The organism is Janthinobacterium kochi (assembly GCF_051380715.1).
Taxonomy (GTDB): Bacteria; Pseudomonadota; Gammaproteobacteria; order Burkholderiales; family Burkholderiaceae_D; genus Janthinobacterium.
The window spans coordinates 22,139-38,388 of sequence record NZ_JBNYXO010000014.1 but is presented as its reverse complement, the minus strand read 5'-3'; the positions used below and the strand labels follow the sequence as shown (position 1 = coordinate 38,388).

16 protein-coding genes are annotated in these 16,250 nt (G+C 62.0%); 1 reads left to right on the top strand and 15 read right to left on the bottom strand.

What is annotated here, in order from left to right; translation table 11 throughout:
• Position 1: 1 nt before the first annotated feature.
• The 7 genes from fliL to fliF form a co-directional block, all read right to left on the bottom strand.
• Positions 2-514 (bottom strand): flagellar basal body-associated protein FliL, encoded by a 513-nt coding sequence (gene fliL / locus ACQ4WL_RS23385; RefSeq protein WP_436511894.1) that lies wholly within the window; start codon positions 512-514, stop codon positions 2-4.
• A gap of 186 nt (positions 515-700) precedes the next feature.
• Positions 701-1,996: a flagellar hook-length control protein FliK gene (locus ACQ4WL_RS23380; protein WP_436511893.1), complete on the bottom strand. Its 1,296-nt coding sequence runs from the start codon at positions 1,994-1,996 to the stop codon at positions 701-703.
• A gap of 19 nt (positions 1,997-2,015) precedes the next feature.
• Positions 2,016-2,456, bottom strand: a complete 441-nt coding sequence (gene fliJ / locus ACQ4WL_RS23375) for a flagellar export protein FliJ (protein WP_436511892.1) — start codon at positions 2,454-2,456, stop codon at positions 2,016-2,018.
• Between the two features lie 32 nt (positions 2,457-2,488).
• A complete protein-coding gene (fliI, locus tag ACQ4WL_RS23370) occupies positions 2,489-3,805 on the bottom strand; it encodes a flagellar protein export ATPase FliI (RefSeq protein ID WP_243420431.1) in 1,317 nt (438 codons plus the stop codon).
• Positions 3,806-3,894: 89 nt separating this feature from the next.
• Positions 3,895-4,596, bottom strand: a complete 702-nt coding sequence (locus ACQ4WL_RS23365; RefSeq protein ID WP_436511970.1) for a flagellar assembly protein FliH — start codon at positions 4,594-4,596, stop codon at positions 3,895-3,897.
• 43 nt (positions 4,597-4,639) lie between these two features.
• Complete coding sequence (gene fliG, locus ACQ4WL_RS23360) at positions 4,640-5,638, bottom strand: flagellar motor switch protein FliG (protein WP_034787109.1); 999 nt, start codon at positions 5,636-5,638, stop codon at positions 4,640-4,642.
• Complete coding sequence (gene fliF, locus ACQ4WL_RS23355; protein WP_436511891.1) at positions 5,631-7,346, bottom strand: flagellar basal-body MS-ring/collar protein FliF; 1,716 nt, start codon at positions 7,344-7,346, stop codon at positions 5,631-5,633. The genes fliG and fliF overlap by 8 nt, the downstream gene beginning before the upstream one ends.
• A gap of 288 nt (positions 7,347-7,634) precedes the next feature.
• Between fliF and fliE the strand changes: the two genes are divergently transcribed.
• Complete coding sequence (fliE, locus tag ACQ4WL_RS23350; RefSeq protein WP_495542732.1) at positions 7,635-7,976, top strand: flagellar hook-basal body complex protein FliE; 342 nt, start codon at positions 7,635-7,637, stop codon at positions 7,974-7,976.
• Positions 7,977-8,047: 71 nt separating this feature from the next.
• Here the strand turns inward: fliE and ACQ4WL_RS23345 are convergent, their stop codons facing one another.
• From ACQ4WL_RS23345 to ACQ4WL_RS23310, 8 genes are all read right to left on the bottom strand, one after another.
• Complete coding sequence (locus ACQ4WL_RS23345; RefSeq protein ID WP_436511890.1) at positions 8,048-8,794, bottom strand: flagellar brake protein; 747 nt, start codon at positions 8,792-8,794, stop codon at positions 8,048-8,050.
• A 25-nt stretch (positions 8,795-8,819) separates the two neighbouring features.
• On the bottom strand, positions 8,820-9,146 hold the full coding sequence (locus ACQ4WL_RS23340) for an EscU/YscU/HrcU family type III secretion system export apparatus switch protein (protein ID WP_219115004.1): 327 nt from the start codon (positions 9,144-9,146) through the stop codon (positions 8,820-8,822).
• Positions 9,139-10,356: a flagellar hook-length control protein FliK gene (gene fliK / locus ACQ4WL_RS23335; RefSeq protein WP_436511889.1), complete on the bottom strand. Its 1,218-nt coding sequence runs from the start codon at positions 10,354-10,356 to the stop codon at positions 9,139-9,141. Before fliK ends, ACQ4WL_RS23340 begins: the two co-directional genes overlap by 8 nt.
• Positions 10,357-10,373: 17 nt before the next feature.
• The gene (locus ACQ4WL_RS23330) at positions 10,374-10,700 is read right to left on the bottom strand and encodes a flagellar protein FliT (protein WP_436511888.1); all 327 of its coding nucleotides are present in this window, start codon (positions 10,698-10,700) and stop codon (positions 10,374-10,376) included.
• A gap of 3 nt (positions 10,701-10,703) precedes the next feature.
• Positions 10,704-11,150, bottom strand: a complete 447-nt coding sequence (gene fliS, locus ACQ4WL_RS23325; RefSeq protein WP_436511887.1) for a flagellar export chaperone FliS — start codon at positions 11,148-11,150, stop codon at positions 10,704-10,706.
• A 22-nt stretch (positions 11,151-11,172) separates the two neighbouring features.
• Positions 11,173-13,851, bottom strand: a complete 2,679-nt coding sequence (fliD, locus tag ACQ4WL_RS23320) for a flagellar filament capping protein FliD (protein WP_436511886.1) — start codon at positions 13,849-13,851, stop codon at positions 11,173-11,175.
• A 232-nt stretch (positions 13,852-14,083) separates the two neighbouring features.
• A complete protein-coding gene (locus ACQ4WL_RS23315; RefSeq protein ID WP_436511885.1) occupies positions 14,084-14,449 on the bottom strand; it encodes a flagellar protein FlaG in 366 nt (121 codons plus the stop codon).
• An 85-nt stretch (positions 14,450-14,534) separates the two neighbouring features.
• Positions 14,535-16,019: a flagellin N-terminal helical domain-containing protein gene (locus tag ACQ4WL_RS23310; protein ID WP_436511884.1), complete on the bottom strand. Its 1,485-nt coding sequence runs from the start codon at positions 16,017-16,019 to the stop codon at positions 14,535-14,537.
• Positions 16,020-16,250 lie beyond the last annotated feature (231 nt).

Below are 16,250 nucleotides of genomic sequence, written 5' to 3'. Positions count from 1 at the left end.
CTTATTGAATGATGAATGCGGTAAATAATACGTCCGTCACGTCCTGCTCCGGCCCTTTGTCTTCGAACGGCTGGTTCACCTGATTGATGATTTCGGCCGCCAGTTGCTGCTTGCCTTCCACGGTATTGAGTTCGGATGCCTTCTTGCCGGACAGCAGCAGCAGCAAGCGGCTGCGCACTTTCGGCATGTTGACCTTGATCAAGTCCATTTCTTCCGGGCTGCTGGCCTGCAGGGTAAACGCGATTTGCAGGTATTGCTCGCCATTTTCCGGCTGCAAGTTGACGGTGAAGGAGTCGATGGGCACGAAGACGGGCGGACCTGCCTTGGTAGCGGCATGTTTCTTCTTGCTGGGCGCCGATTCTTCTTTATCGGCCTTGCCATGCAGGAAGTACCAGGCGGCACCGCCACCGATGCCGCCGGCCACCAGCACCGAAGCCAGCACGATGATCAGAAGCTTCTTTTTCGAGGCGCCGGCGGGAGCCATGCCTGCATCTGCTTTCGGATCTGCTTTCATTTTTGGATTTGCTTTCAATGGTACTCGAGTGCATGGAAGTGGATCACGACGCCATTATGTCATTATCGGCAAATTCTGCGCAGAAGGATGCAGTGAAAAGAGGGCGGAAGCGCCCTCAACTCTCTGTTTTTATACGAAAAGTTACGCTGTGGGGCGCGCCTGTGGCCCGAGGACGACGAATTGGCCTCAGGCAAAGGTATCCACGGCACCCAGGCTGGGCCGGCTGCGTCCGCCTGCCGCTGGCGCGATGGCGATCTCGCCACCCGCTACGCCGCCGCCCTGGCCATTGCCGCGGCGTTCGCCCGAGGCGGTCCGTTCTCCATTGTTTTGCTGTTCCGGCGTGCCGGCCGAGACGGTGGCACTGCCGAAGGCGATGCCCGCTTCGCTCATCATCTCGCGCAGGCGCGGCATGGCCGCTTCCAGCGCCTGGCGCACTTCGGGTTGGGCCGACATGAAGGCGGCATCGGCCTGGTCATTGGTGACCGTCAGGACCACTTGCACGGGTCCCAGGTCGGGCGGATTCAGGGTCAGGGTGGCGCTCTGGTCGCCACCGGCCGCCATCCACACGACTTTTTGCCCCAGTTGCTGGTCCCAGGCCGGCGTGCCGACCCGGCCCGTCAGCTTGTCTGCCGGCACGGCAACAGCGGCGGCAGCCTGCTGCAGCGCGCTTGGCTGCAACTGGGCCGCCAGGCGGCTCAGGTCGGCAGGCGCTTCCTTGAGAATCGGTTCGGCCACGGCGGTGCCAGCCCTGGCGGTGGCCGCCAGCTGGGCGTCGATGGCCAGTTTTCCAGGCTCGGCCTTGCCGGTCGGCACGCTGGTGCCGGGTGTGCTGGCCGCTTTGCCTTGGGCCTGGCCCAGGCTGTCGGCGAAGTCGCCGCTGTCGGCTTGCGCGGTGGCGGTGGTGGTGGTGGCGGCCTTGCCGCTGCCCTGGCTGGCTGCCAGCAATGGCGCTGTTGTCAGGCCCTTGCCGTCGGCCTTGACGCTGGCGCGCGCGGGCAGTTCCGGCACGGCCTTGGCGGCTGCCGCTGGCGGCTGGATGGCGAACTGGATGCTGCCCACCAGGGCCAGCATTTCGGCGGCCGGATCGGCTGGCGGCGGTGCTGTCGCGGTGGGGATGGCGGGCACGCTTGCCTCGGCCGTGGTGCTGGAACCATCGCTGGTAGCCGGCGTGGCCGCCTCGCTGGCCGGCGCGGGTGGCTGTTCGCTGTTGGCGGCCGGTTCAGTGCCCGCTTGCGCCGGCTTCGCTTCCTTGGCCGGCGCCTGGGCGGGAGCCTGCGTGGCGGCAGGGCTGGCGGGGCGGGCCGCCGCCGGTGCTGCCGCTTGCGCCATATTGCGGCTGGCCTGGCGCTGCTCGATCTGGCGGTTCAGGGTGCGCTGGAAGTCGCCCGCCGTGCCGCTGGTGGGCGGCTGGCTGCGGTTGGCGGCGCCCGGCGTGGCGTTCGGCGAGACAATCTGGGAAATCGGGTTTTGCAGGGTTTGCATGATGCTGCCTCAGTGTTGCTTAGCGTTTGTAATAGGCTTGTCGCGCCGCGTGCTCATCCATTGCTTTCTGGTCGCGCTTGTTTTCCAGCTTCAGCGCCTGTTCCTGCGCCCGGTTATTCAGGGTGGTGTACGACATGCGCTTGCGTTCGGCCAGCTGCCAGCGCATCTTCTCATTGTCACTGCGCGCTTGCGCATGCTCGACCACCTGTTGCTGGCCCAGGATGGCGCTGTCGAGCTTGACCATGAAGGCCTGGAAATTGCGGTAAGCCATGGGCGTCATGCCGCTGCTCATGCTCGCCTCGAAGCGCTTGGCATAGTCGTCGCGGTAGCCGGACAGCATGTCGAGCTTCTGGCGGCAATCGTCGAGCGCTTTCAGGGCCGCGCCCAGGCGCTTGGCGCAATCATCCGTTTCGCGCTGGGCAAGGTCAATCAGGGTTGCAAGTTGGGAAGGAGAAGCCATGCTTGATTATATTCCCGCTATGCAAGCCCTAATCAGTCGAATAGAGCGGTAAGTTGCCCCAAGCTCTCGTCCATGCTGACGCGTTCCGTGATTTGCTGCTGCAAAAACGCCTCGATCTTTTCATGCAGGGCTATGGCCTGGTCCAGCACGGGATCGGTGCCGGCACTGTAGGCGCCCACGCTGATCAGGTCGCGGCTGCGTTCATAGCGCGAATACAGTTGCTTGAGCTTGCGCGCCTGCTGCTGGTGTTCATGCGTGGTGATCGAGTGGGCAGCGCGTGAAATCGATTGCTCGATGTCGATGGCGGGATAGTGTCCCGCCTCGGCCAGGCGGCGGTTGAGCACGATATGCCCGTCGAGAATCGCGCGCGCCGAGTCGGCGATCGGGTCCTGCTGGTCGTCGCCCTCGGTCAGCACGGTGTAGAAGGCGGTGATCGAGCCGCCGCCTTCTTCGCCATTGCCGGCCCGTTCCACCAGCACGGGCAGCTTGGCGAAGACGGACGGCGGATAACCTTTGGTGGCAGGCGGTTCGCCGATGGCCAGGGCGATTTCGCGCTGCGCCATGGCGTAGCGGGTCAGCGAATCCATGATTAACAGGACATTTTGCCCCTGGTCGCGGAAATACTCGGCAATGGCCGTCGCATACGCGGCGCCCTGCAGGCGCATCAGGGGTGGCGTGTCGGCTGGCGCCGCCACGACGACGGAGCGGGCCAGGCCTTCGGGGCCAAGGATTTGCTCGATGAATTCCTTCACTTCGCGACCCCGTTCGCCGATCAGGCCGACGACGATCACGTCCGCCTCCGTATAGCGGGCCATCATGCCCAGCAGCACGCTCTTGCCCACGCCGGAACCGGCAAACAGGCCCATGCGCTGGCCCCGGCCTACGGTCAGCATGGCATTGATCGAGCGCACGCCCACGTCCAGCGTGGTCACGATGGGCGCGCGGCCCAGCGGATTGGCGGGGCGCACATTGATCGGCGCGCTGTCCGTCGTGAGCAGGGGGCCAAGCTGGTCGAGCGGGCGGCCCGCGCCATCGAGCACGCGGCCCAGCAGTTGCGGGCCCACCGGCAGGTGGCGCGCGCGGTCGCTGGGGCGGCGGCGCGGGTGCGCCACGCTGCCGGGGCGGGGAATGGCCGGTTCGACGGAAAACACGCGCGTGCCTGGCACGATGCCCTCGACATCGCTTTGCGGCATCAAGAACAGGCGCTCGCCTTCAAAGCCCACCACTTCCGCCTCGACCCGGCCGCCATTGGGCAGCGGCACGGTGCAGGCGGCGCCGACGGCCAGGCGCAGGCCCACCGCTTCCATCACCAGGCCGGCCACTCGCGTGACCCGCCCCGAAATTTGCATCGGTTCGACAAAGCCGACCACGGCCGAACAGTCGCTCAGGTAGGCGCGCCAGCGCGCCGCATGGGCAGCCGGGCCTTTGACGGACTCGCTCACGGCGCCAGCCAGTCCAGGTCCTTGCCCAGCGCATGCGTCAGGCGCTGCCAGCGGGTGGAGCTTTGTGCATCGATCTGGTTGCTGGCCGTGTCGATCTTGCAACCACCGCGTTCCACGCTCGGGTCTTCGATGACACGCCAGCCACCTTTGTCGAGTTCATCGCCGATGCCGTCGCGTACCACTTGCGCGTCTTCCGGGTTGAGCATCAACAAGGCCGGTTGTTGCAGCACGGGCAAGTATTCGATGGCTTCGCGCACCATCGGCAGTATCAGCTCGGGGCGCACGGGCAAGGCCGCTTTCAGCATGCCCTTGGCCAGTTGCAAGGCCAGTTCCATGACGTCGTTGGCGATCAGTTCATCGGCCTGGTGCACGGCCGTGCCGAAGTCGACGGCGATGGTTTGCAGATGCGCCAGTTCCACGCCGGAGGCGGCCTTGCCTTCGGCATACGATTGCGCATGGCCATCGGCATGCCCGGCCGCGTGGCCTTCCGCATAGCCAGCGGCGCGGCCCTCATCGAAGGCCGTGGCACGCGCTTCCTCGCGGATGGCGTCAAGTTCTTCCTGCGTTGGATACTCGAGCGGTGGGGCCAGCTCTTCTTCCTGCAGCTCGGCAAATGGGTCGAATTCCGCTTCCGGCTCCGGTTCGAGCAGCTTGCGCGCCGCCACCACGCTGGGACGCTCGTCGCCAAACGAGGTCATTTCCCAGCGCTGGTAAGCGGTTTGTTGCTCTTTGGGTATTAAATTAGACAAACGAATCCTCGCCTTTTCCACCCAGTACTATCTGCCCTTCGTCCGCCAGGCGGCGCACGATTTGCAGGATCTGTTTCTGTTGCGATTCCACTTCCGACAGGCGCACGGGGCCTTTCGACTCCAGGTCTTCGCGCATCATCTCGCCGGCACGCTGCGACATGTTCTTGAAGATCTTGTCGCGCAGCTCTTGCGAGGCGCCTTTCAGGGCGATGATCAGCATTTCCGACTGCACTTCGCGCAGCAGCAATTGAATGCCGCGGTCGTCGATGTCGATCACGTTGTCGAACACGAACATTTCGTCCATGATCTTTTGCGCCATGTCGTTATCGTAGTTCTTGATATTGTCCATGACGGAGCCTTCTTGCTCGCCGCTCATGAAGTTGAGGATCTCGGCTGCCGCGCGCACGCCGCCCAGCGACGATTTCTTGATGTTCTCGTTACCGGACAGCAGTTTCGTCAGCACATCGTTGAGTTCGCGCAAGGCGGCTGGCTGCACGCCGTCCAAGGTGGCGATACGCAAGACGACGTCGTTGCGCAGGCGATCCGTGAAATGGCCGAGGATTTCGCACGCCTGGTCGCGCTCCAGGTGGACCAGGATGGTGGCGATGATCTGCGGGTGTTCGTTGCGGATCAGCTCGGACACGGATTGCGAATCCATCCACTTCAGCGATTCGATGCCGGACGCATCCTTGCCGCCCAGGATGCGCGACAGCAGCACGGATGCCTTGTCGTCGCCCAGCGCCTTGGTGAGGACTTGACGGATGTATTCGTCCGAATCGAGGCCGACCGTGGAATTGAGTTCCGTCTGCGCGCGGAAGTCGTCGAGCACCTCGACCACCTGCTCGTGCGCGATGCCCTTCATGGTGGCCATGGCGGCGCCCAGTTTCAGCACTTCGCGCGGGCCGAGGAATTTCATGACCTCGGCCGCTTCGCTCTCGCCCAGTGCCAGCATCAGGATGGATGCTTTTTGCAGTCCCGTTGTCTCAGTCATTATTGCCTATCCATGCTTTGATTACATTGGCCACCACGCGCGGGTCTTCCTGTGCCAGTTTCCTGGCCATGGCCAGGTTTTCGCGATAACCGCGGGCCGTATCTTCTTCCAGTTCTTCCAGCTCGGCTTCGCTGAGCAGGACTTCGTTTGCTTCGCCATCCTTGGCCAGTTCCGGCTCGATGACGGGCGGTGGGGCGCCGAAATCGTCGATCTTGCGCATCACGGGGCGCAGCATCGGGCGCACGATCTTGATGAAGATATACAGCAGAATCAGGGCCGTGATGAGGAATTTCGCCAGTTCCTTGGCCAGCGGCAAGTTGGCCGGGTCGCGCCACCACTCCAGCTTGCCTTCCGGCGCGCGGTCGATGCCGTCGAAGGGCGAATTGGCCACGCTGAAGCTGTCGCCGCGCTCCTTGTTGTAGCCCATCGCTTCCTTGACCAGATTATTGATCTGCACCATTTCAGCAGGGGAAATCGGCTTGACCGTGACCTTGCCATCCTTGTCGAAGCTGCGGCGGTAGTTGACGACGACGGCCACCGACAGGCGGCGCAAGCCGCCCATGGATTTCTGTTCGTAGCGCACGGTCTTGTCAACTTCGTAATTTGTCGTCGATTCTTTCTGGGTCGGTGCCGTCGGTGCGCCAGTTGCGGCGCCCGGTGCCTCTGCCGTCAATGGCGCCGTGGCCACGCCGGGGGGCTGGTTCGACAGGGCGCCCGGCACGCCGGACGGGTTGGCATTGCCGGCGCCCGTCGATTCGCTCGTTTGCTGGCTGCGGATGGTGGACGCTTCCGGCGGCGAGTTCGGCTTGTAGGTTTCTGCCGCCTGCTCGCTTTGCGAAAAATCCACATCGGCCGTCGCTTCGGCGCGCACATTGCCTTCGCCGACGATGGGCAGCAAGATCGATTCGACTTGCTTGATCACGCTTTGTTGCAACTGCTGCACGTACTTTAATTGGTTCGGGTCCAGGCTCTTGATGCCGTTGGCGCGGTCCTTGTCCTTTTCCTGGTTCGATAGCAGGCTGCCGGCCTGGTCGACCACGGTGACATTGACTGGAAGCAATTCCGGCACGCTGGACGCCACCAGGTGCACGATGGCGCTCACCTGCAATTGGTCCAGGCCGCGGCCCGGGTGCAGGTTCAGCAGCACGGAGGCGGTCGGTTTTTGCTGTTCGCGCACGAAGACGGAAGGCTTTGGCAAGGCCAGGTGGACGCGCGCCGTTTCGACGGCGGACACCGATTCGATCGACTTCGCCAGTTCGCCTTCGAGCGCGCGCTGGAAATTGACCTGTTCCAGAAATTGCGAGACGCCCAGCTTCTGGTTTTCCATCAGCTCGAAGCCGACGTTGCCGCCCTTCGGCAAGCCTTGCGCGGCCAGTTTCAGGCGCGCATCGTGGACTTGCTCGGTGGGCACGAGAATGGCGCCGCCCCCTTCGGAAAACTTGTGCTTGATGCCCAGCTGGTCCAGCGACGCGGTGATGGCGCCGCCGTCGCGGTCCGTATAGTTGGAAAACAGGACCTTGTACTCGGGTGGCTGGTTCCACATGTACAGGGCCACGCCGATGGCGATCAGTGCCGCCACGCCCAGGCCGCGCAGGAAATTCTTGCCCATCGGCGTCTTGGCGAAGGCTTGCACGGACTCCACGGGCGAACGGGCAGGCGCCGGTTCCTGCGGTATGCGGTTCACATCGATTTCTTCGGCTACAGCCATGATTGCCTTCCGGGGCGCGTGTTATTGACGGGTATTCGGTGATGCGTGGGGGCCGCTTCCTCAGGAGGAGGGGGCGATATGCAGAATTATCCGCCACTGTCACGCGCTTCAATCGTCCAAACAGAAGGCGCTTTTGCCGCCTGCTCGGCCGAGCGGCTGGCGTTGGCGCTGGTATTGTGGAACCTTGGCAACAGGTGACGGAAGTTATTGTACCCGTCGTTGCCTTGCTGACTGGAGTTTTGTTCTCCAGAAGCAACAGGCAGGATTAGACGAGAATCGGGAGGCAAAGTGAAAACAGGCGGTATCGATAGCAGCAGGATCGAGGCGATGATCGCGCAACTGAAGTCGGCGGCCACGCGGCCGGAGGCGAAAATACCGGCGATCCAGAGCGAGGCACCGGCGGCGAAGGTGAATTTTGCCGATGCCTTCAAGAGCGCGCTGGACTCCGTGAGCGGCGCGCAAAAGGCCTCGTCGGCGCTGGGCCAGCGCTTTACCATGGGCGACGAAAAGGTCAGCCTGTCGGATGTGATGGTGTCGATGCAAAAGTCCAGCATCGAATTCCAGGCGACGGTGCAGGTGAGAAACAAGCTCGTATCGGCGTATCACGAGATCATGAATATGCAGGTTTAAGTTTAATTTACCCCAAAGGCAAATTCCGGGGTCAGACCCGGCGGGTCTGACCCCAGCTTTCGGCTGGGTTATCAGCTGAGTCCAGCCATCCGTGCGTTGCGCTCCCGCTCCAGCCGCGTGATATAGCGCTGCACGTGCGCCAGCATGCTGCGCGGCAGGTCGACGAACTGGCAGCCGAGGCGGCGGTTCAGCTTGTTGTTCAGCAAGGTCATGTCCAGCGAATTGCGAATTTGCAAAGTCGCGGTGACGATGCCGACGTCGGGCAAGTCGATGCGGCAGCCGGGATAGTCCCTGCCGATGGTCTCGCCCAGCATCAGTTTATTGTCGAGGATGGCGATGCCGCCGCAACTGATGTCGGCCAGCGGGAACGGCGTGTCGGCGCCGCCCAGCGAGGGCGGCAGGGGAATCGAGACGCGCACGGGATTGCTCACGGGCGTGCTCATGCGGTAATACTCGCGCCGCTGCAAGCGGATCAATGTTTCAGGAATGGCAATTTTCAGGGCGGGCGTACCGCCGTAATTGCACTCTTCCACCTGGGCACTGGCAAACAGGATGCGGATCTTGTCGAGCGAGGTTTCAAACGAGATGCTCTTGGCGGCCACCATGCGCCGGTTCTGGTCGGCGTTCACGGAACGGTCGAGGATGACGGTATTGTGTCCTGCATCGACGTCCAGGATGGAGGTGACGCACACATCGGATTCTCCGTGGATCAGCATGCGTATCAGCTGGTTCTTTTCGCTGATGCTGCGCAGCAAGGCGATGATTTCACGCCGCGATTCCACTTCAAAGTCATGCCAGTTTTCGAGGCCGGAATCCATAATATGTGCTTGCATTGATGCCTGTCTATGTATCGGTGAGATTGACGCTGGTGTCGGGCGGCGGCGGGATGGGGCCGCCCTTCGCAGATTCAATATGATATAACCAGGCCAGCAGTTCCGCAATCGCCCGATACAGGCCGGGCGGAATCTGGCGGTCCAGGTCGACATCCATCAGCAGCGCCACCAATTCCTTCGATTCATGCACGAAGACGCCGTGTTCGCGCGCCGTGCTGATGATCTGATCCGCGATCAGGCCGCTGCCCTTGGCCACCACCTTGGGCGCCGGCGTGCCGCTCTGGTAAGCCAGGGCGACGGCCGTCTGCGGCACCTTGCGCTTGGTGTCGTCAAGCATCGCCTTCTCCTGCTGCGACTCTTGCTGTCATCTCCGCTGCTGGCGCTTCGATCACCTCCGGCTTGCCGGCGATGCTCAGGGACGACAGGGGCCAGCCAGCCGCCTCGAGCGACGCTTCCAGACGCGCCGCATGCTGGCGCAAGGTCTCGGCGCTGCCTTCGCTGCCCGCTTGCAGCTGGATCGCCACGCGGCCGCCTTGCAAGACTACGTGCGCGGCCAGGTCGCCCAGCAGGGGGAACTGGAAGCGCACATTGCTGCGCCAGGCCGTCGCGTCCTCGTCGGCCTGCGTGCCAGCGTGCTGCTGGCCTTCCGGCGCATCCTGGCTGATATCCCACTGCATCTTCTGGCCGGGCCAGGCTTCGCCCTGCCACTGTACGCGTGCCTGTTCGTGCGTATGCAGCTGCAAATTGATCAGTTGCGCCGAGGCCAGGTCGGTGCCCGTCCTGGGCGTCTCGCCCGGTGGGGCCTTTTGCATTTGCGGTTCCAGCAGCAGCGAGGCCAGCGGCCGCTTGCCTTCTGCCCATTCGGCCACATGCGATTCATAGAACAAGCCGCTGCTGCCGACAGTGTCGCGCAGTTTTTGCGCCACTTGCGCGGGATCGGCTCCCGGCGTGGCCATCAGCGGCGTCTTGCCGACCAGCGCCAGGGGCGCGCCGGGCACGCTTTCCGCCTGGCTGAGCACAGTGCTGATGGCCCGCGCGGTGGTGCTCAGTTCCGGTGCCGGCGTATCGCCTGCCAGGGCGGGCAGCAAATTGGCTGGCGTCAGGGGGGCGCGGCTGAGCTGGGTGGCGGCCGTGCTGCTGGCGCGCGTGCCCGCCTGGGCGGCACCGGCCTGGGGACCGCGCGCTTCGGCTGCGTCGGGTTCTGCATCGGCGTCGGCGTAGGTCAGCAGTGGACTGGCGGCCTGATCGCGGTGAGTACCGATTTGAAAAGAGGGGCGGGGATTGATGCCGATCAAGGTCAGCGGAATTTCCGAGCCTGGCTGGGCGCCGGCCGGCAATTGCATGCGGGCCGGCGTGCCGGCGACGCGCACCAGGTAGCTGCCATCGCCCATGCGGGCCAGCACCTGGCCCTGCATGGATTTGCCGATCAGTCCCTGCAGCGAGCGCTGGAACTCGGCCTGGCGCGGGTCGGCGACGGCATCGGCCGCCCGCGCGCCCTTGACCGGGGTCAGGGGCGTCATGCCGATGGCTTCCATCTTCGGCAACATGGCGCCCCCGTGGGCGCTTACGCGCCGTAGGCGTTGGCCAAGCGCCGTTCGGTGCCGGTGCTGTTGATCAGCTTGGACAAATGCGCCATCCACGGCATGGTCAGGTCGCGGATCTTGCGGTCATCTTCCAATATCTGCTTGATCAGGGCGACCTTGCGCTGGCGGCCGGCGCTTTCCAGCACGACTTTTTCTTCATTCGCCTTCAGCGCTTCCACATGCGCGCTCACTTGCTGCTCCAGCGCTTCGAGCGCGTCCCAGTCGGCGTTGCTGGCGGCGGTCACCATCCGGCCCGTCAGGGACTGCATGGTTTCGTAGGTGGTTAGAACTTCTTGATGGGTCATCATGGGTCAGGCGCTCGCAAGGCTGGGCATACGTTTCAAATCGTCGCCGGGGATGGCGGCGGGCATGGTGCCTATGGCGTTCCAGGTTTCACGCAAGTCGGTCAGCAGGCGCTGCACTTCTTCCAGCAGGGTAATATCGTTGTTCAGGTTGGCCGTCAGCAGGCGCGCGCTCATATACTCGTACAGAGCGTCGAGGCCCTCGGCGATCTGGCCGCCCGCTTCCTTGTCCAGGCTGGCGCGCAAACCATTGTCGATGATCTGGATGGCTTTCGAGATGGACTTGCCCTTTTCCGGAATATTGCCCGATTTCATGTGCACTTGCGCGCTGAGCACGGCCACCAGGGCGCCGTCGTACAGCATCACGATCAGCTTGTGCGGCGAGGCCGAGACGATACCCGTTTCCAGGCCGACCTTGGCATAGGCATTGACGCCGCGTTGTTGGGTTCCAAACATTTAATTCTCCTGATGATTGGGCTTAACGGTTGGCGGCGATGGCGGCCAGCTGCTGTGTCAAATAGGTTTGCGTGGTCTGCATTTTGCTCAGGGACACGTCCAGGCGCGAGAACTGGGCGCGGTAGCGCGCTTCGACGGTGCTCAGCTTTTCGCTGAACTTGTCGCGCTGCGCCGCCACCGATTTCAGGGTTTCGTTGATGCCATTCGTGCGGCCGGTGATCATGCCGTCCGTCCCCAGGAAGGAGGTGGCCAGGTTGTTCAACTGGTAGGCATAGCCTTGCGAAAAGCTGACGGTGCCGCGCGGGCCTGCCGTGCCGCCTGTTACTTCAATTTTCAAGCCTTCCGACGGCGAACCTGGCGCGCCCGTCAGCGTCTGGCCTGAGCCGATGACCGGTTGTCCACCCAGGGTGCCAGCCACATCGGCGCCCTTGACGGGCTGGGCGGTGCCGAACAAGGTTTCAATGCCGCTTCCCGTGCCGTTGCTCAAGGCCAGATTCGAGACGGAGCCATAGCGGCTCGATGCCAGGACCAGCTTGCCCGCGCCATCGATTGAGGCTGACACGGTTGCGCCATTATCCGAGAAGGATTTCACGCCATTGATCGACGATTGCACCAGCGCCGCCAGCTGAGCCGGTGAGTAGGTGCCTGCCGGTATCGTCACCTGGGCCGTGTTTTTAGCGACCGAAGGATCCGTATCGTTCAGGGTCACGTTCCAAGTAGTATCGCTGGCGATGGTCGTACTGGCACCCAGCACCCCAGTCGAGGTGAGCGAGCCTTGGCTGGCCATGGTGGTAATGCTCAGTTCATACGTGCCGGGCTTGGTGGCTGTTGTCGAGCTAGTAAAAGCGACGTTGCTGTCGCTGGTCTTGCCGATGGCAGAGAACAGGCCGGCGATATCGGAAAAGTTGGCGTTGATAGCTTTGTCGAGTTTGCTTGTGTCCAGTGCCAGGCTACCATCTTTCTGGAAAGAAATGCCGACCTGGCTGAGGGTACTGAGGCCGCTGTTCAAACCGGTGATCGGCGCCCCCAGCTGCCGGCGCAGCTGGCTCTGGATCGATTGGACGGTCGAGTCGCCCAGCAGGACGCCGCCTTTCTTGGTCTCGGGATTGTACCCCGTCATTTTACCGATCGCCGTGTTCAGTTCGTTGTATGCCTTGACGAAGGAGTTGATGCTGGTCTTGACGGTGGTGGTATCCTTGGCAACCGACAGGCTGCTGCTGCCGACCTTCGCGATGTTCAGGGTAATGCCTTCGATTGCCGTGTCGACGCTATTCGAGTTGCTGGTGATGGGGATGCCGTTGACGCTGAACATGGTGTTCTGTGCGGCGCTGTTCTGCTTCAGATTCTGCGCGCCGCCAACATCGTAGGCCAGCAAGGACTCCAGGGCGCTGTCTGCGGGCTGGCCATCACTGCCGCTCAGCGAGATTTTCATGGCTGAATTGGCGCCCGTCTTGCTTGAGCTGAGCACCAGATGGAACGGTTTGTCCGTGCCGTCGGAAACGATGCTGGCCGTGACGCCCAGGCCGGCATTGTTGATGGCGTCGCGTATGCCTTGCAAAGTATTGTTGGTGGAATCAATAACGATCGACCCCGTTGCTTGCGTCGCGTCCTGTGTGAAGCCGGCATCCATGTAACTACCGACGGTGCCTGCGGTCAGGCCTGCGGCGGCCGGATTGCTGCCGGCGATGATGATGGGGCTGGCGTTGCCTGATACCAGGGTGATGGCGCTGGCAATCGTCACATTCGAGCCGGCGTTGCTTGCGCCCGCGGCCTTGCCGATGCCGCCGCTGACGCCGCCCGTGACGACTTCTTCAATATTGATGTTGGAGCCGTCGGCACGCGTAAATTGTAAGGTGCCATTGGCAGCCTTGCCCGTCACCGTGATATTGGCTGCGGCCAGCGCATTCGAAACGGCATTTGGTCCTTCCAGCGTCGTATCGAGGCTGGCGGCGGTGATGCCCGCGCCTGCGGCCACATTTTCGCCTTGCGAGATGATTTCAATGTCGCCAACGGACAGGGAATAGCTGCTGCCGCTACCACTGGTGGCAACATTGCCGTACGTGCCGAACATGGCGGCAGCACTGCTCGCTGGCTGGGCCGTTGCCGTGACACCCGTGGTGCTGCTCTTGGCATTGATGGCATCGGCCAGCGTGCGTGCGCTTTTTGTGCTGGCATCGGTGGGGATGGCCGTGCCGTTAATGCTCAGTGAACCGTTGCTGACGCCGGTCAGCAGTGTGCCGCCGCTCAGTGCCGTGCCTTTGCTGCCAAAGGTGCCGCCGCTGGCTGCGCCGAGCTGGAAGGAAATCGTAGTCTTGGCGCCCAGGCCGATGGTCGACAGCTTGCTGGTCATGCCACCTGACGTCAGGGTCTGCGCCTGTGCCAGTTGCGAGACATTGATATTGTAAGTGCCGGCCACGGCCTTGGCGCCAGCGCTGGCTGACAGCACCAGCAGATCTGACGGCGTAGCGCTGACGGCGCGGAAGTTGTTCGAATTGGTCAGCGACGACAGCGAGTTCTGGAAGGTGCTTATCGATCCGCCCAGTGTACCTAAAGCGCTTAGCTTGGACTGGTAGGATGCCGTTTTTTTGTCGTAGAGATTCAGCGGCGCCGACTCAGCCGTCATCAGCTTCTCGATAATGGCATTGACGTCCAGCATACTATTGCCGATGCCCGGCGAGGATAAGGTTGGTGTGATGGCCACTGCATGCTCCTAGGAAAACACTAATATAAGCTGTTATCGGCAGAATCAATCAGGACTTGAGAGGGGGATTTACCGCGCTGTTTTCAATTCGGCGAAAAATGCGGCCCGGTGTGCTTGAAATTAGAAGCCGCCGAGTAATGCAATGCGGGGCCCGGCAGACTGGCTGGCGGACCCCGGTGTCGTGCTGAAGCATGGCGAGACATGGCGGCGCGTACGGCTCGCTTCTCATCCGTCAGGCACTCTGGCTGATCAGGGCGCCTTTGGCTGTCGCAAAGGTCTTGGCCAGCTCCAGGGCTTCCTTGGTCGGGATCTGCCGCAAGACTTCCTTGGTTTCCTGGTCGATCACCTTGATCACGGTGCGCAGGCTGTCTTCATCGATGGAAAATTCCAGGCCTTGTGTCTTGATTTGCGATGACTGGTTCAGTTCCGATACCGCCTGGTCCAATTGTGCGCGGCTGGGTTCCTGCTCATTCTGCTGCGCTTGCGCGGCGCCAGTGGTGCTGCGAGATGCTGTGGCACGCGCAGGCGTGATGTCTGCCGGGGCGTAACTTTTGTCGATGCGGCTGGCCGAGGCGGCCGCTAGCGTGTCAATAGTCATGGTTGCTCTCCTAGTGAAAATTCCCCTGCCGAAAAAATTCGGCAGGGGAACCTGAGTCCCGCGATGTCACGAGACTAACCGAAGATTAGCCGCGCAGCAGGCTCAGCACGCCGTTAGGCAACGAGTTCGCTTGCGCCAACATCGCCGTACCAGCTTGTTGCAGGATCTGGCCACGGGTCAGGCTTGCCGTTTCCGATGCAAAGTCGGTATCGACGATGCGGCTGCGCGAAGCGGACAGGTTTTCCGTCGTCGACTGCAGGTTCGAAATGGCCGAAGAAAAGCGCGATTGCAAGGCACCGTATTGGGCGCGTTGGCTATTGACCGTCGACAGTGCCGCATCGGTGATCTTCAAGGCCAGTTGAGCACCCGCAAACGTCGTGACGTCCAGCGATGCAACGGATTTCAGCGCCGAACCGGCATTCGTGGTTGCCGCAGCTGCTGCACCCAGACCCAGGCCGGAACCTGCATCGGTCACCGAGAAGCTGCTGTCCGAATCGAACGTCACGCTGCCATTGGCGATGCCAACGGCAGCTATGGCCTTGGCATCTGCCGCCGCCGAGGTCGTGCCATCCAGATTGTAGGTTTTCACGTCCAGCTTGGCGGCGGCCGTGGTGCCATTGGTCACTTGGATGTCGGAACCATTTGAATTGCTCAACTTGATGCCTGGATTTTTGGCGTCAAAACTTGCCGTGATCCCCGTTTTGGCGGTTTGTGCATTGATCGCGTTGATGCCGGCGGCAAAGTCGGTAGCCTGGTTGGCGGCGCCGGTGACGGTGAACGACACAGTCACAGCGTCAGCGGGTGCAGCATTGTCGCCGTTCAATTTGAACGAGTACGATTCCGCGCCCAGGCCCAGGTTGGCTTCGGTCTTTGCGCTGGCAGTGACGCCGGTGGCTGCCGTTTTGGCATTCAATGCGGCAGCGATCGATTTGGCGGTATCGCCGGCGACTGTGGTGTACTTGTCGTTACCCAGTTTGCCGTTGACGGTGATATCTTTGGTTGCAACGACGTTGCTCGTGGTCAGTTTGGCCGCAACAGCGTTATTTTCAATGCGGTTATTGCCGTACGTATTGGTCAGGAAGTTCGCGCCGTTGGCGGAAATCAACTGGTTGGCATCGGCGCCGACCTGGAAGTTGGCCGTACCCATGGTGCCATCGAGCAGTGCCTGGCCGTTGAACGAGGTGGTCGTTGCGATACGGTTCAGCTCTGAGTTCAGTTGCGTCACCTCGGTTTGCAGCGCCTGACGGTCGCTCGACGAGTTGGTCGAGTTCGACGACTGTACTGCCAGTTCGCGGATACGTTGCAAGATGTCGCCCGAGCTCGACAGTGCACCCTCAGCCGTTTGCGCCAGCGAGACGCCGTCGTTGGCATTGCGGGTGGCTTGGGTCATGCCGCGGATTTGCGAGGTCATACGGTCGGAAATCGCCAGACCAGCAGCATCATCCTTGGCACTGTTGATGCGCAAGCCGGAGGACAAGCGTTGCAGCGAGGTGCTCAGGGCCGATTGCGAGGTCGACAGATTGCGTTGCGAATTCAGGGACGAGATGTTGGTATTAATTACTGCAGCCATGATGTTTCTCCAAACAGGTACTACATTGCGCTATGTGCTAGTCACTTTGGCCTGCCCCGCTGTTCCGGGACAATCAAGCCGCTGTTATTTAGGGTAACGGTTGCTCTGCGGGAAAATTTATGGCGAAAAGCGCTTTAAATTTTAATTTTTAGCCCTTCAGTTTGTCGCTAGCCATGCGTTAGACGACATGATTTAGGGAAACTTGAGGGTAAAAATAGTTTTATTTTTATA

Coding starts and splice junctions, on each gene's coding strand:
- fliL (WP_436511894.1), bottom strand. CDS start 514: ATGAAAGCAGATCCGAAAGCAGATGCAGGCATGGCTCCCGCCGGCGCC.
- ACQ4WL_RS23380 (WP_436511893.1), bottom strand. CDS start 1,996: ATGCAAACCCTGCAAAACCCGATTTCCCAGATTGTCTCGCCGAACGCC.
- fliJ (WP_436511892.1), bottom strand. CDS start 2,456: ATGGCTTCTCCTTCCCAACTTGCAACCCTGATTGACCTTGCCCAGCGC.
- fliI (WP_243420431.1), bottom strand. CDS start 3,805: ATGCAAATTTCGGGGCGGGTCACGCGAGTGGCCGGCCTGGTGATGGAA.
- ACQ4WL_RS23365 (WP_436511970.1), bottom strand. CDS start 4,596: ATGACCTCGTTTGGCGACGAGCGTCCCAGCGTGGTGGCGGCGCGCAAG.
- fliG (WP_034787109.1), bottom strand. CDS start 5,638: ATGACTGAGACAACGGGACTGCAAAAAGCATCCATCCTGATGCTGGCA.
- fliF (WP_436511891.1), bottom strand. CDS start 7,346: ATGGCTGTAGCCGAAGAAATCGATGTGAACCGCATACCGCAGGAACCG.
- ACQ4WL_RS23345 (WP_436511890.1), bottom strand. CDS start 8,794: ATGGATTCCGGCCTCGAAAACTGGCATGACTTTGAAGTGGAATCGCGG.
- ACQ4WL_RS23340 (WP_219115004.1), bottom strand. CDS start 9,146: ATGCTTGACGACACCAAGCGCAAGGTGCCGCAGACGGCCGTCGCCCTG.
- fliK (WP_436511889.1), bottom strand. CDS start 10,356: ATGTTGCCGAAGATGGAAGCCATCGGCATGACGCCCCTGACCCCGGTC.
- ACQ4WL_RS23330 (WP_436511888.1), bottom strand. CDS start 10,700: ATGATGACCCATCAAGAAGTTCTAACCACCTACGAAACCATGCAGTCC.
- fliS (WP_436511887.1), bottom strand. CDS start 11,150: ATGTTTGGAACCCAACAACGCGGCGTCAATGCCTATGCCAAGGTCGGC.
- ACQ4WL_RS23315 (WP_436511885.1), bottom strand. CDS start 14,449: ATGACTATTGACACGCTAGCGGCCGCCTCGGCCAGCCGCATCGACAAA.
- ACQ4WL_RS23310 (WP_436511884.1), bottom strand. CDS start 16,019: ATGGCTGCAGTAATTAATACCAACATCTCGTCCCTGAATTCGCAACGC.